The organism is Sphingomonas chlorellae (genome assembly GCF_056485145.1).
Map to the genome: position 1 here is coordinate 1,291,495 of NZ_JBQXXM010000001.1, position 13,384 is coordinate 1,304,878.

General features: G+C 66.3%; 12 protein-coding genes and 1 tRNA gene. 6 read left to right on the forward strand and 7 right to left on the reverse strand.

What is annotated here, in order from left to right; genetic code table 11:
* Nucleotides 1-47: 47 nt before the first annotated feature.
* The gene (locus tag ACT3CF_RS05960; protein ID WP_478421090.1) at nucleotides 48-236 is read right to left on the reverse strand and encodes a hypothetical protein; all 189 of its coding nucleotides are present in this window, start codon (nucleotides 234-236) and stop codon (nucleotides 48-50) included.
* Nucleotides 237-349: 113 nt separating this feature from the next.
* Here ACT3CF_RS05960 and ACT3CF_RS05965 point away from each other — a divergent pair.
* The 3 genes from ACT3CF_RS05965 (at nucleotide 350) to ACT3CF_RS05975 (ending at nucleotide 3,216) form a co-directional block, all read left to right on the forward strand.
* A tRNA-Leu gene (locus tag ACT3CF_RS05965) sits at nucleotides 350-434 on the forward strand.
* Nucleotides 435-491: 57 nt separating this feature from the next.
* On the forward strand, nucleotides 492-2,105 hold the full coding sequence (tig, locus tag ACT3CF_RS05970) for a trigger factor (protein WP_478421092.1): 1,614 nt from the start codon (nucleotides 492-494) through the stop codon (nucleotides 2,103-2,105).
* A 178-nt stretch (nucleotides 2,106-2,283) separates the two neighbouring features.
* The gene (locus tag ACT3CF_RS05975) at nucleotides 2,284-3,216 is read left to right on the forward strand and encodes a glycosyltransferase family 2 protein (RefSeq protein ID WP_478421093.1); all 933 of its coding nucleotides are present in this window, start codon (nucleotides 2,284-2,286) and stop codon (nucleotides 3,214-3,216) included.
* On the opposite strand, the gene ACT3CF_RS05980 is transcribed toward ACT3CF_RS05975, so the two are convergent.
* Entirely contained in the window at nucleotides 3,207-4,592 is a 1,386-nt protein-coding gene (locus ACT3CF_RS05980; protein ID WP_478421095.1) for a hypothetical protein, read from the reverse strand. The two genes, ACT3CF_RS05975 and ACT3CF_RS05980, sit on opposite strands and share 10 nt — an antisense overlap.
* 142 nt (nucleotides 4,593-4,734) lie before the next feature.
* On the opposite strand from ACT3CF_RS05980, the gene clpP reads away from it, so the two are divergent.
* Nucleotides 4,735-5,382: an ATP-dependent Clp endopeptidase proteolytic subunit ClpP gene (gene clpP, locus ACT3CF_RS05985; RefSeq protein ID WP_478421097.1), complete on the forward strand. Its 648-nt coding sequence runs from the start codon at nucleotides 4,735-4,737 to the stop codon at nucleotides 5,380-5,382.
* A 145-nt stretch (nucleotides 5,383-5,527) separates the two neighbouring features.
* A complete protein-coding gene (gene clpX, locus ACT3CF_RS05990) occupies nucleotides 5,528-6,793 on the forward strand; it encodes an ATP-dependent Clp protease ATP-binding subunit ClpX (protein WP_478421099.1) in 1,266 nt (421 codons plus the stop codon).
* Nucleotides 6,794-6,922: 129 nt separating this feature from the next.
* On the opposite strand, the gene ACT3CF_RS05995 is transcribed toward clpX, so the two are convergent.
* From ACT3CF_RS05995 to ACT3CF_RS06005, 3 genes are all read right to left on the reverse strand, one after another.
* Nucleotides 6,923-7,960, reverse strand: a complete 1,038-nt coding sequence (locus ACT3CF_RS05995; protein WP_478421101.1) for an NADP-dependent oxidoreductase — start codon at nucleotides 7,958-7,960, stop codon at nucleotides 6,923-6,925.
* Between the two features lie 173 nt (nucleotides 7,961-8,133).
* Nucleotides 8,134-9,978 (reverse strand): bifunctional diguanylate cyclase/phosphodiesterase, encoded by a 1,845-nt coding sequence (locus ACT3CF_RS06000; protein WP_478421103.1) that lies wholly within the window; start codon nucleotides 9,976-9,978, stop codon nucleotides 8,134-8,136.
* Nucleotides 9,979-10,103: 125 nt separating this feature from the next.
* The gene (locus ACT3CF_RS06005; RefSeq protein ID WP_478421105.1) at nucleotides 10,104-10,457 is read right to left on the reverse strand and encodes a hypothetical protein; all 354 of its coding nucleotides are present in this window, start codon (nucleotides 10,455-10,457) and stop codon (nucleotides 10,104-10,106) included.
* A 359-nt stretch (nucleotides 10,458-10,816) separates the two neighbouring features.
* Between ACT3CF_RS06005 and ACT3CF_RS06010 the strand changes: the two genes are divergently transcribed.
* Entirely contained in the window at nucleotides 10,817-11,239 is a 423-nt protein-coding gene (locus ACT3CF_RS06010; protein ID WP_478421106.1) for a hypothetical protein, read from the forward strand.
* A gap of 274 nt (nucleotides 11,240-11,513) precedes the next feature.
* Here the strand turns inward: ACT3CF_RS06010 and ACT3CF_RS06015 are convergent, their stop codons facing one another.
* On the reverse strand, nucleotides 11,514-11,861 hold the full coding sequence (locus ACT3CF_RS06015) for a hypothetical protein (protein ID WP_478421107.1): 348 nt from the start codon (nucleotides 11,859-11,861) through the stop codon (nucleotides 11,514-11,516).
* A gap of 21 nt (nucleotides 11,862-11,882) precedes the next feature.
* Nucleotides 11,883-13,295 (reverse strand): L,D-transpeptidase family protein, encoded by a 1,413-nt coding sequence (locus ACT3CF_RS06020; protein WP_478421108.1) that lies wholly within the window; start codon nucleotides 13,293-13,295, stop codon nucleotides 11,883-11,885.
* Nucleotides 13,296-13,384: the final 89 nt, after the last annotated feature.

Here is a 13,384-nt window from a genome sequence, read left to right on the forward strand (position 1 = left end):
CCCGCATCCGCCGGAATTCGGGAGGCATGCGCGGGACTCCGGGGGGATCAGGCGATCGGCGTTCCCGGCGCCACGCCGGGCGAAACGTCCGGCTGCGGCGCCGGGACATCGATGTCGGGGGCGGGGGGCTCGATTTCGGGCGTCGGCGCATCGGGCGGGCCGGGTGTCGTTGCCGGCGGGTTCTCCGGCGGCGGTGCCGGTGGACTGACGGGCGGAATCGGCGGTTCGACGGGCATGGCGGACATTCTCCTGCTGTCGCTCCCAACGCGGTACAACCCCGACAGGTTGCTTCGCACTTGCCCCCAAGCCCATGACTGCTATAGAGCCCGCCGACCGGCGGTGTCCCCCTGCGGGCGTGGCGGAACTGGTAGACGCGCTGGATTTAGGTTCCAGTATCGAAAGATGTGGGGGTTCGAGTCCCTTCGCCCGCACCAGTCCCCCGCGACTGATGAGGGAACGCCGCAATTCCGATTCTTTGAGAAAGCGTGAGAATGCAGACTGTCGAGACGTTGAACGAGGGCCTGAAGCGCGCCTACACGCTGAAGATCACTGCCGCGGACATCGACGCCAAGGTCGACGCCGAGGTGAAGCGCGTGGCGCCCCAGGTTCGCATGCCTGGCTTCCGTCCCGGCAAGGTTCCCACCAACCTCATCCGCAAGATGCACGGCGAGGCGCTGACGCAGGACGCGCTCAACAGCTCGATCCAGGACGGCATTCAGCAGCTCATCACCGAGCACAAGCTGCGTCCGGCGATGCAGCCGTCGGTGAAGCTTGAGGGCGACTATGCACCCGGCGCCGATGCCGAGCTGACTGTCGAGCTCGAAGTGCTTCCCGATGTGCCGACCCCGTCGATCGAGGGGCTGAAGCTCGAGCGCCTCACCGTCCCGGTGAGCGACGCCGAACTCGATGAACAGCTTCAGCAGCTCGCGAGCACGCAGAAGCGCTGGAACGACGCCGAGGAAGGTCACGCGGCCGCCCAGGGCGATCAGGTGACGATGGATTTCGTCGGCAAGGTCGACGGCGTCGCTTTTGACGGCGGCACCGGCACCGACATGTCGGTCGAGATCGGTTCGGGCCGTCTGATCCCGGGCTTCGAGGACCAGCTCGTCGGCGTGAAGGCCGGCGACGAAAAGACGATCGAGGTCAGCTTCCCCGAAGATTACGGCGCCGCCAACCTGGCCGGCAAGCCCGCAACCTTCGAGCTCAAAATCACGGCGGTGAAGACCGCCGGCGAGACGGTGATCGACGACGAGTTCGCGAAGAACCTGGGACTGCAGGATCTCGAGCAGCTCAAGGGTCTGCTCAAGGGCCAGATCGAGCAGCAGCTCAATGGCCTCACGCGCACGCACATGAAGCGCAAGCTTCTCGACCAGCTCGCGGCCGGGCACGACTTCCCGGTGCCGCCGTCGATGGTCGAGGCCGAGTTCGACCAGATCTGGCACCAGCTCATGCACGAAGCAGAGCATGAGGAAGATGCCGAGGCGGCCAAGGCCGAACTGGAAGCCGAGCGCGACGATTATCGCGCGATCGCCGAGCGCCGCGTGCGTCTGGGCCTGCTCCTTTCGGAAATCGGCACCGCCAATGGCGTCGAGGTGACGCAGGCCGAGATGAGCCGCCTGATCGCACAGGCTGCGCAGCAGTACGGCCCGCAGGATCGTCAGCGCTTCATCCAGTATATCCAGCAGGAGCCGATGGCAGCTGCCCAGCTGCGTGCGCCGCTGTTCGAGGACAAGGTCGTCGACTTCCTCTTCGACAAGGCCGAGATCAGCGATCGTGAAGTGACGCGCGAGGAACTCGAAGCGGCGATCGAGAGCGACGACGGTTTCGCGTCGGGCACGCACACGCACGACCACGACGACCCCAAGCCGCGCAAGAAGGCGGCGAAGAAGGCCGAGGCGGGCGAAGGCGAAGAGGCCAAGCCGGCGAAGAAGGCTGCGGCGAAGAAGAAGGCTGATGCCGAACCGGCCGAGGGCGAGGCTGAGGCTGCCCCGGCGCCGAAGAAGAAGGCCGCCGCCAAGAAGGCCGACGACGCCGAGGCAGGTGAAGGCGAGGAGGCCAAGCCGGCCAAGAAGCCCGCCGCCAAGAAGAAGAAGACCGAGGAATAATCCTCTTTCCGTCACCGCCCCGGGCGGGACGGGCCGCACGCGACGAGGGCGCGTGCGGCGACAGGTAGGAGCGGCGCCGGCTAGGGACGGCGCCGCTTCGCCATTTCTGCGCTGGACGAGACACCGGGCCACGCGCTTCCCTCTCGCCGATCGGGCACCGAGGGGCTAAGGCATCGCCATGACCAGTCCTGAACCGCGGATTGCGGTACTCCTGCCTTGCTACAACGAGGAAGCGGCGATCGCGCAGACGATTGCCGGCTTCCGTGCCGCGCTGCCCGGCGCAACCATCTATGTCTACGACAACAACAGCCGCGACCGCACCGTCGAGGTGGCGCGTGCGGCCGGCGCCGTCGTCCGCACCGAACGGATGCAGGGCAAGGGGCATGTCGTCCGGCGGATGTTCGCCGATGTCGAAGCCGACCTTTACCTGATGGCGGACGGCGACGCGACCTACGACCCTGCCGCTGCCCCGGCGATGATCGCGCGGTTGGTGGAAGAGGGGCTCGACATGGTCGTCGGTTGCCGGGTCGAGCAGGGACAGGCGGCCTATCGTCGCGGGCACCGTTTCGGCAATCGTGCGCTGACGGGCATTCTCGCCCGGCTGTTCGGCCGCACCTTCACCGATATCTTTTCGGGCTATCGACTGTTTTCGCGGCGATTCGTGAAGAGCTTTCCCGTGCTCTCGGCCGGGTTCGAGATCGAGACCGAGATCAGCGTCCACGCACTGCAACTCAAGATGCCCGTGGGCGAGGTCGAGACGCGTTATTTCGCGCGGCCCGAAGGATCGGTGTCGAAGCTCAGCACCTATTCGGACGGGTTGCGGATCGCGCGGACGATCGCGACGCTGTATCGGATCGAACGACCGATGCTCTTCTTCGGGCTGATCGCGGCGCTGTTCATGCTGGTTGGGCTCGGACTCGCGGTGCCGTTGTTCGTCACCTGGTTCGAAACGGGGCTGGTTCCGCGGTTTCCGACGGCGATGCTCGTTACCGGGCTGATGATCCTTGCCTTTCTCAACCTGTTCGCGGGCCTGATCCTCGATACCGTGGTGCGGGGCCGGCAGGAGGTTCGGCGGCTCGCCTATCTCGCCTTGCGCGGTCCTCAGGCCTGATCGGCGACAGGCCGCTTGCCGGCGGTCGTTCTGACGATCAGATCGACCGCAAGCAGCATCAGCAGTCCATAGGCCAGGTACGAATAGCGCGGGATCGGCTGAACCAGCGCATAGGGCAGGGCGACGCCGATCAGGTACAGGCCGACCGTCGCAAAGCCGCTCTCCCGTCGCGACAGGCCGATTGCCAGCCGGGCGAGGCCGAGCATCGCGACGACGCACAGGATGACCGCGCGGGGCACCATCATGTGATCGGTGCCGGTGAAGTACATTTCCCACACCGGGGGGAAGAAGAAATCGCGTACCCGTCCGACCGCCAGCGTTGCAAAGCGGAGCGGGTGCCGGGCGATCCATTGGGCCGCGACGGCGCCCAGTTGCCGCGAATAGGCGACCTCGCCGCCTGCGGCGCGCATCTGCGCGCGGGCCTCGGCGTTGTGATAGGGGTGTATGCTCGCCAGACGCGTTGCATAGCGGTCCGCAGGCGCGCGCGACGGGTCGTCGGCGCCGGGGTGATTGCCGATGGCGAGTTCCAGCCCGAAATTGCTGCGGATCAGCACCGGGCTGCCGAGAACGACTGTGTTCCGGATCGCCCAAGGCGCGAGGACAAGCACCAGCGCCGCGGTCGCGCTGGCGGCAAGGAAGAGCGCGCGGCGCCACGGCAGCCGCGTGACGGCAAACCAGGCCCAGCACAGATAGAGCGCGGCCCCGGCGATGGGACTCACGAAAAAGGTCGCTGCGGTAAGCGCCGCGCCATATGCCAACTGCCTCGGCGCGACTTCATCCATCTCGGTCAGGCGCAGGATGCGGTGCAGGCCCAGCATCGCTAGGCATACCGCCAGCGCGCCCTCCCAATAGCGGAAATCGACGACTTCCTGCGGCAGGTAGACCGGCACCAGGCACATCAGCGCGAATGCCCAGCGCTGCGTGGTCGGCGACAGGCGCAACGGCGAGGCCAACCGCTGCACGAGCCAATAGCCAGCAAAGGTCTGCAACAACGACCAGCCGAGCAGCCCCAGATTGGCAAGCGGCTTCGCATAGCCGAAAGCGGCGAAGAACAGCGCGGCGATCGTCGGGGAGACGGGCAACAGATGCGCCGTCGGCCCTTGTCCCGCAAAATAGGGGTCGCCGAACACGCCGGTTGCCGCCAGCGTTCGTGCCGTCAGCGTCGCCTCGCCTGCGCCCTGAAAGCCCGCCATGCCGTTCAGGCCGACGAGCGGCAAGAGGCGCATGACGATGCCCGCCAGCGCGACGAGGACGAAAAAGCGCCTGTCTCCGTTCCCGCCTCCGTCGACGCGGCCGCGGGGCGAGGTCGCCGCCACGCCGCGGCGCCCGCCGGGCGTCGGCGCCGCGCTGGTGAAATGGGACAGGGTGGCGATCACGGCCCCGCTATATCGGCAAGTGGTTAACGGCAGGTCGCGCGTGCCGCAGGGGATATCCGCTTTCGCCGCATCCCCCCTTGCGCCTTGGCGCCGGAGGCCCGATGTTGGGCCGGGCAAACACAACATCACGAGAAATCGCTACATGCACCCGCTTTCCGGTCAGATCACCGACGGCCTCGTTCCCATCGTCATCGAACAGTCGAGCCGCGGCGAGCGCAGCTTTGACATCTATTCGCGCCTGCTGCGTGAGCGGATCGTGTTCGTGACCGGCCCGGTCGAGGATAACATGGCCTCGCTGATCACCGCCCAGTTGCTGTTCCTGGAATCGGAAAATCCGAAGAAGGACATCTGGATGTACATCAACTCGCCGGGCGGCGTGGTGACGGCCGGCATGGCGATCCACGACACCATGCAGTATATCCGCCCCAAGGTCGGCACCGTCTGCATCGGGCAGGCCGCCTCGATGGGGTCGTTCCTGCTGGCGAGCGGCGAGCCGGGTATGCGCGTCGCGCTCACCAATGCGCGCATCATGGTTCACCAGCCGTCGGGCGGTGCGCAGGGCATGGCGTCGGACATCGAGATCCAGGCGAAGGAGATCCTGCGCATCCGTCAGCGGATGAACGATCTCTATGCCAAATATACCGGCCAGCCGCTCGAAAAGATCGAGCGTGCGATGGACCGTGACACCTTCCTTTCGGCCGACGAAGCCAAGGCATTCGGCCTGGTTGACGAGGTGTACGAGAAGCGCCCGGTGCCGAGCGACGACGCCAGCGCCCCGGCCGCTTCGTAAAATCTGCTATGATATCCGTTCGCGGACCCTGTGTCCGCGGACGGACGGAACCGCGGGCCGCGGTACCGATTATGGTTTGCCGGACGGACTCCCGCGTGTAGGATGGCGGGTATTGTACGCGTTCGGCGCGTAAAGGATGGATTGAATGACCAAGCTCAGCGGCGGCGACTCCAAGAGCACGCTCTACTGCTCGTTCTGTGGAAAGTCGCAGCACGAAGTCCGCAAGCTCATCGCCGGCCCGACCGTTTTCATCTGCGACGAGTGTGTCGAGCTCTGCAACGACATTATCCGCGAAGAAACCAAGTCCGCGCTGGTGTCGAAGAAGGACGGAGGCGTCCCCACGCCGCAGGAAATCTGCGACGTGCTCGATGATTACGTCATCGGCCAGAAGAAGGCGAAGCGCGTTCTCTCGGTCGCGGTGCATAACCATTACAAGCGGCTGAACCACGGCGCCAAGGGTGCCGATGTCGAGCTCGCCAAGTCGAACATCCTGCTCGTCGGCCCTACCGGCTGCGGAAAGACGCTGCTGGCGCAGACGCTGGCGCGCATCCTCGACGTGCCGTTCACCATGGCCGATGCCACCACGCTTACCGAAGCCGGCTATGTCGGCGAGGACGTGGAGAACATCATCCTCAAGCTGCTCCAGGCCTCCGACTATAATGTCGAGCGGGCGCAGCGCGGCATCGTCTACATCGACGAGATCGACAAGATCAGCCGCAAGGCCGAGAATCCGTCGATCACGCGCGACGTGTCGGGCGAAGGCGTGCAGCAGGCGCTGCTCAAGCTGATGGAAGGCACCACCGCCAGCGTTCCGCCGCAGGGCGGCCGCAAGCACCCGCAGCAGGAATTCCTGCAGGTGGACACGACGAACATCCTGTTCATCTGCGGCGGTGCCTTCTCGGGCCTCGAGAAGATCATCGGCGACCGTCTGCAGGGCAAGTCGATCGGCTTCGGCGCGCATGTCGCAGCCCCCGACGAGCGCCGTACCGGCGAACTGCTCCGCCAGACTGAGCCGGAGGATCTGCTCAAGTTCGGCCTGATCCCCGAATTCGTCGGCCGTCTGCCGGTGATCGCGACGCTCGAGGACCTCGACGTCGAGGCGCTGATCAAGATCCTCACCGAGCCGAAGAACGCGCTGGTCAAACAGTATCAGAAGCTGTTCGACATGGAGGGCGTGCGCCTCGGCTTCACCGACGACGCGCTTACCGCGATCGCCAAGAAGGCGATCGAACGCAAGACCGGCGCGCGCGGCCTGCGTTCGATCCTCGAGGGCATCCTGCTCGACACGATGTTCGACCTGCCGAGCATGGTCGGGGTCGACGAGGTGATGGTGGACAAGGACGTGGTCGACGGCCGCAAGGAACCGGTCCGCGTCTATGCCAAGAAGGAAAAGACCGGCGACGCGGCCTGACCGGCGCTGCCTGGCCCCATCGAGGCGATGAAAAACGAAACGGCGCTTCGGGAAACCGGAGCGCCGTTTCTGTTGTCAGGCCTTTTCCTGCGGGAGAGGGGCGCCCGGCAAGGCGGGCACCCCTCGCGTTCAGGCGTCGGTGCCGACGCGGATCACGCGCTTGCCGAAGTTTTCCCCGCGCAACAGCCCGACAAATGCCTCCGGCGCGTTCTCGAGCCCGTCGATCACTTCCTCGCGATACCGAATGCGCCCCTCGGCGACCCAGCCGCCGACGCGCTGGACGAACTCGGGGTAGAGGTGCCCGAAGTCGTCGAACACGATGAAGCCGCGGATCGTCAGCCGCTTGCGAAGCGCCAGCCCCATCAACCAGTTGAGCCGGTCGGGGCCATCGGGCAGCCGCGTCGCGTTGTATTGCGAGATCAATCCGCACAACGGCAGGCGCGCACGCGTGTTGAGCAGCGGCAGCACGCCGTCGAGCACCTTGCCGCCGACATTCTCGAAATAGATGTCGATTCCCTCCGGGCAGGCGGCCTTGAGCTGTTCGGCAAAATCATCCGCGCGATGGTCGATGCACGCATCGAAACCCAGCGTATCCACGGCATGGGCGCATTTGTCGGTGCCACCGGCCACGCCGACGACCCGGCAACCGAGGATCTTGCCGATCTGCCCCACCGTCGCGCCCACCGGGCCGGTCGCCGCGGCGACGACCAGCGTCTCGCCCGGCTTGGGCTCGCCGATCTGCGTCAGGCCGGCATAGGCGGTCAGCCCGGGCATCCCGAGCACGCCCAGCGCCCATGACGGGCGTTCGGGCGACGCGCCGAGGTTGATCACGCCCTGGCCGTTCGACAGCGCATAGTCCTGCCAGCCGCTGAAACTCAGCACCCAGTCGCCCGGTGCAAAGCCGGGCACATCCCCCGCAACGACCCGCGCGACGGTGCCGCCGACCATCACGCCGCCGATCTCGACGGGTGCGGCATAGGAGGGGGCGTCGCTCATCCGGCCGCGCATATAGGGGTCGAGCGACAGATATTCGGTGCGCAACAGCATCTCGCCCGGCGCCGGCTGCGGTACCGCGCTCTCGACCAGGCGCAGCGTTTCGGAATCGGGTTCGCCGACGGGGCGACGCGCAAGCGTCCACTGGCGGTTGACGGTCTGGCTCTGCGGCATGGCATCCTGTGATCTTGGTTGGTGGAGCCGCCAAGATATGATGGCGCCGTCGCTTGTCGAGGTGGCGAAGGTGCATCTTTCCGGGAGCCGGGTCGCCGAGGGCCACCCTGTCGATCGCGCGCGTCCGGCGGCATCGATCGCCGCCGGCGCCAGTGGATCAATGGATCAGTGGATCAGTGGATCAGGGGCACCTGCGGCTCGCGGCGCCTGCCCTTGCTCGTCCGCGCGACGATGCTCGGGCTGGCGCGCAGCATCGTCGTGGCCGCCTCGACGTCGACGGGCGGCGAGAACAGATAGCCCTGGCCGATCGCGCAGCCGATGTCGCGCAGTGCCTGGGCCTGCGCCTCGGTCTCGATCCCCTCGGCGGTGACGCGGATGTCGAGCTCGCGCGAGATGTGGATGACCCCTTCGACGATCGCGCGGCTCGCGCGGCTGTGAACGAGTTGCGCGACGAACGATCGGTCGATCTTCAGATAGTCGACCGGCACCGTCAGAAGGTGCGTGAGCGAGGCGAAACCGGTGCCGAAATCGTCGAGCGCGACGCCGATGCCACAGGCGCGAAGCTCGCGGATCGTCTCGGCAAAGGCATCCTCGCCGGGGCCGAGATAGACGGCCTCGGTCACCTCGACGACAAGCTGGTCGAGCGGCGCGCCGCGTGCGGCCATCGCCTGCGCGATTCGCCCGGGCAACTGGCCCGCGCGGAAGTCGGCAGGGGCGAGATTGAGCGCGACGGGAACGGCGGGCAGTCCCATCGTCCGCCAGTGCGCAAGATCCGCCGCCACGCTGCTCAGGATGCGTTCGGTGATCGCCGTCGCGATCTGGCCGTCGTGCAATGCGTCCTGAAATCCTGCGGCGGCGACGATCGTGTCGCCCTCGCGAATCCGGCACAGCGTCTCGAAACCCACGATCTGTCCGGTCAGCAGGTCGAACAGCGGCTGGTAATGCGCGATCACGCGGTCCTCGGCGAGCGCCATCTCGACGCGTCGGACCGACTCGAGCCGCCGGAGCATCCGCGTTCCGATTCCGGGCCAGTATCGGATGAAGCCGCCGCGGCGCGTTTCCTTGGCGTGGTACAGGGCGAAATCGGCATTGCGGCGTACCGACTCGGGGGTGCGATCCTCGCGGCCCAGGGTGGCGCCGCCGATCGTCCCGCGCGGGACGAGCAAATGTCCCTCGTGCGCGGTCGGCTGTTCGAGCGCGGCGAGGAGATGGGCGGCCGCGGCCTCCATATTCTCCAGCGCGGTGGGGGTCTGGACGACCACCGCGAACTCGTCGCCGCCCAGACGGAACGTCTTGTCGGGCAGCGTCGCCTGCGCGATCGCCGTCGCGGCGTGGCGGATCAACTCGTCACCGGCGCCATGGCCGAACGTGTCGTTGACGGTCTTCAGATTGTCGAGATCGACCAGCATGACACCCCAACTGCCCGGCTCCTCGCACGACAGCGCCTCGATCGCGGCGGTGAAGGCCGCGCGGTTGGGCAGCCCGGTCAGCGCGTCGTGAAGCGCGCGGTGCTCCTGCTCGGCGCACCACCGATCATGCTCGATCGCGATCGCGCAGAGATGGACACAGGTGGCGACCAGCGACTTTTCGAATTTGGTCGGCCCGCGGCAGGTCCGGTAATAGAAGGCGAAGGTGCCGATGACATGGCCGCGGGTGCCGAAGATCGGCGTCGACCAGCAGGCGCGCAATCCCAACGGCAAAGCCAGCGACTTGTAACGGGCCCAACGCAGGTCGGTCTCGATATCGGTAACGACCACCGGTGCGCGCAGATAGGCGGCCGTGCCGCACGACCCCGCGCGCGGACCGATCGCCATGCCGTCGATCGCCTGCTGGTAATGGTCGGGCAGGGTGGGCGCCGCGAGCGGATGCAGCCGCCCGGCACCGTCGACGGTGAGGACGCTGACCACGACCTCGGGCGACAGGGCCGCAACCTCGTGACAGAGTCGGTCGGTGATCCGCTGCAGCGATTCTCCCTTCGCCACCATCTCGAGAATGACGTTCTGGAGCGGGAGAAGCACGGGGAAGGTCCTGCATTGGGGCGGGGACAATCATCCCTGCCTTCCGCCCGTTGCAGTGCGGATAACCGCGGCTCCCGGTAAAATACGTAGACCGGGTGCGATGCGGCCGCCGCCGTCGCGAGCAGCTATTCGGCGCGCAACCGGGCGATCATCTGGTCGACATGATCGACGTCGTGGCCATGTTCGATCAATGCCGCCCGCGCGTTCCCGGCGGCCGTAGTATTGCGGCCGTCGCGATGGTGGGCATAGCCGCGCAGTGCCTCCAGCGCCGGGCGCGAAAGCGGCAGCGTCGGGTGGCGCAGCAGCCCGCGCAAGGCTCGCGGCACGAAGCGGATCCAGCCGGCGTCGGCCGCCGCGTCGCGAAGACCGATCGCCAAAGCCATCTGTTCGAGTTCGGACAGCGGCGCGGGAAGGTGATTGCGGCCTGCATCGGCGGGGGCGTCGATCGGCTGGCCGGTCAGGGAAGGGGGGACGAACATGGGCAATAACCGTACTGGGGGGTACATTCCGCTAGGCTGACGTCGGGAACGCGTCAAGATGTGGGCGTACTGGTCAGTTCAGTTTAACCCTGATCTTCGCCAGGCGTTGCAGTTTCGCAACGTTTTCGCGCGCTCCTGCGGCGACGTGTTCACGACGCTGGTCCAGGGACGAATATCGCGTTGACCTTTTTGTATCGGCCGGTAGGAAACGGCTTGACGGTGCCGTTCCGCATTTATATACCGAATGGTACGAAAACGGGGCGGGCCCGCGGCTTTGCCCTTCAACGACATTCTCATGCGGCGCGATGACGGCCGCGCACGGAACTCGCCTGCCCGGTGGTGGGCGATGGAGGCTGCTGATGGCGTATCTTTCCTTCGATCCCGCGCAGGATCGCTCGCTTCTTGACGGCGGCCGCCGTGGTGCGCCGTCGGTCCGACAGGCGACCTTCTCCGCGCTCGAATGGCAGGTGATCGCGATTGCGCGCCGTGACGGCCGCCGCTCGCTGGCGACGCCGGGGCGGCTGGCGGTTGCGCTGGGCATGATCTTCGGCGGACAGCGCCCCAATCCGCGTCTCGCCGATGCGCGGCTGGAGGCGCTCCGGCGCTTCGCGGTGCTGGCATGGCACGATGGTAACGACGTTGCTCCCGCCGAATGCGACGCGTTCGAGGCAGCGGGCTTTACGCCCGCGCAGCGTTCGCTGCTGATGGCGAGCATTGCCCGGGCGCGCAACCCGCAGCTCGTGGTCAACCGTAGGCGCCCGACGCGCCGAACGCATCGCTGAAACCCTTTGGTGGTGGAGCGCGCTGCGCCCGCCACCGCGCCTGCTGCCGGGCGGGTCCCCATCGGCCCGGCGGCAGGCAATCCTTTGACGATGATGCGCTGGCGGCTGGGTGGAATCTGGCGCGAAGAGGCTTCGCTCTATGGCGAAAGCCGGACGACGGAAAAGGGAGTTAAACGCCGTCCGGCTCCGCCCGATCGACGATTTCGACCGGATGTTGCGAATGTAAGCAAGTATCTCGACTGAAACAATAGCGAAATATTTGCCTTGCGGTTGGTTAATGTCCCGCTTCGGTCTCGTTGGCGCTGTCTTCGCGCGCCACACGGGCGGTCATGCCGGTTGCCGCGGCGTCGTCCTGGACCTGCTCGGTTTCCGATACGACCGGCTTTGCGTGGGCCTCGCTTTCGTTACGGTGCGGGGTCTCGGCGGTCAGGTTGTCGATGCGGTTGGCTGCCGGCGCCTCGGTGATGACATTGGCCTCGACGCCATTGTCCGGCGCAATGTCGATTCCTTCCATGTTGGGCGGCGGCGGCGCCTGTTCGTCGCTGGACCCGCATCCGGCGAGTCCGCCCGCAAGCCCGACCGCCGCCGCGACGACCAGCGCGGTCCGTGCAAAGCGCTTCATCCCAATCTCCCTCTCAATGTGTCAGCGCGCCGCGACGGCTGCGGTGATGGCCGATCGGCGCTCGATCTTCTCGGCGAGCGCGCGATCCCAGCCATAGGGGTCGTCGCGAAAGTTCATCTGTCCATTCGTTCCTGCGAACGCCGTCCAATAGAGCAGGAACACCGCGACTTTATCCTGTTCTTGCAGCGAAACGCGCGTGGTTTTCCCCTCAACGATCACGGATTGAATCCGATCGGGCTGCCAGTTGGGGTCATTGCGAAGCAGCAGCTGTGCCAGTTGCGCGGGCTTTTCCAGCCGCACGCAGCCATGGCTCTCGAGCCGGCTGAACCGCGAAAATCCGGCCTGCGCCGGCGTATCGTGCAGATAAACCGAGAAAGAATTGTCAAAATCGAACTTGTACAATCCCAGCGCGCTGCGCGGTCCCGGCTGCTGCTGAAGCCGGCGGTTCGGCCCGGTGCCGATGATCTTGTAGCCGTTCCGCAGCAAATAGGCGTCGCCCTTGGGCCACAATTCCTTCGTTGCGATGCTCGTCGGCACATTCCACGGCGGATTGAGCACGATCGAATGGATACGCGACTGGAGCATCGGCGTTTCGTTGCCGGGGCGTCCGGTTACGGCCTTCATTGAAAAGATCGGTGTATCACCTTCAAAAACAGTCATAACGGCTGCGGCGATATTGACCTGGATTCGCTTGGCGGGCAGCTGCGCCGGCAACCAGCGCCACCGCTCCATGTTCGCCATGATCTGCCGGATGCGGTCTCGCGTCGAAACATTCAATGCCGCGAGCGTACCCGTCGACACCACGCCGGTGGGGTTGAGGCCATAGCGCCGCTGGGCGCGCACGACGGCTTCCTTCAGCGCCGCATCGAAGCTGTCGCCGGTCGGCGATACCTCGGGATCCTCCACCGCGAGGCGTTTGCGCAGCGCCGCCACACGCGCGCCGCTCGCCCCCTGCGCGAGGTCGGGACCCGCGGCAAGCTTGTTCCAGCCGCCGTTCGCCTCGATCTGCCGATAGGCGATCAGGCCCTTCTGCAGCCCGTCATAGCCTGCATAGGGCGGGGGCAACGAGCGTAGCCAAGCCGCGATCCGGTCGCGGCGCACGGCATCGGTAAAGCCGGGCAACGGATCGAATGCCGGCGGGCGCAGCCCCCAATTGGTGTCGAAATCGCTCGCGTCCAGCCGACCCGAATGCACCGCGCGGGCATAGTCGAGGGCGGCGCGCACCAGTGCATCGTTGTCCGCGGGGCGTGCCGGTGTCGGGCTGTCGTGGCGAAGCCCCTGCGAATAGCCGGCTTGCGCAAGGGCCTGTGCGAGCTGATCGGCTTGGGCGGCGCTGAGCGTCGGCAGGGGCATCGTCTGCACCGGCACCGGAGCGATCGGGGCGGGCGGCGTGTTGTTCGCCGCGGGCTGCTGCTGGGCAAGGGCTGGGCTCATGGGAACAGCGGCCAGTGCCGTCATCCAGATCGACCAATGTCCCGCTCCAACGCAATTCCCGCGCAACTTCACAAGCACTTACTCCTTAA

Coding starts and splice junctions, on each gene's coding strand:
- ACT3CF_RS05960 (WP_478421090.1), bottom strand. CDS start 236: ATGCCCGTCGAACCGCCGATTCCGCCCGTCAGTCCACCGGCACCGCCG.
- tig (WP_478421092.1), top strand. CDS start 492: ATGCAGACTGTCGAGACGTTGAACGAGGGCCTGAAGCGCGCCTACACG.
- ACT3CF_RS05975 (WP_478421093.1), top strand. CDS start 2,284: ATGACCAGTCCTGAACCGCGGATTGCGGTACTCCTGCCTTGCTACAAC.
- clpP (WP_478421097.1), top strand. CDS start 4,735: ATGCACCCGCTTTCCGGTCAGATCACCGACGGCCTCGTTCCCATCGTC.
- clpX (WP_478421099.1), top strand. CDS start 5,528: ATGACCAAGCTCAGCGGCGGCGACTCCAAGAGCACGCTCTACTGCTCG.
- ACT3CF_RS05995 (WP_478421101.1), bottom strand. CDS start 7,960: ATGCCGCAGAGCCAGACCGTCAACCGCCAGTGGACGCTTGCGCGTCGC.
- ACT3CF_RS06005 (WP_478421105.1), bottom strand. CDS start 10,457: ATGTTCGTCCCCCCTTCCCTGACCGGCCAGCCGATCGACGCCCCCGCC.
- ACT3CF_RS06010 (WP_478421106.1), top strand. CDS start 10,817: ATGGCGTATCTTTCCTTCGATCCCGCGCAGGATCGCTCGCTTCTTGAC.
- ACT3CF_RS06015 (WP_478421107.1), bottom strand. CDS start 11,861: ATGAAGCGCTTTGCACGGACCGCGCTGGTCGTCGCGGCGGCGGTCGGG.
- ACT3CF_RS06020 (WP_478421108.1), bottom strand. CDS start 13,295: ATGAGCCCAGCCCTTGCCCAGCAGCAGCCCGCGGCGAACAACACGCCG.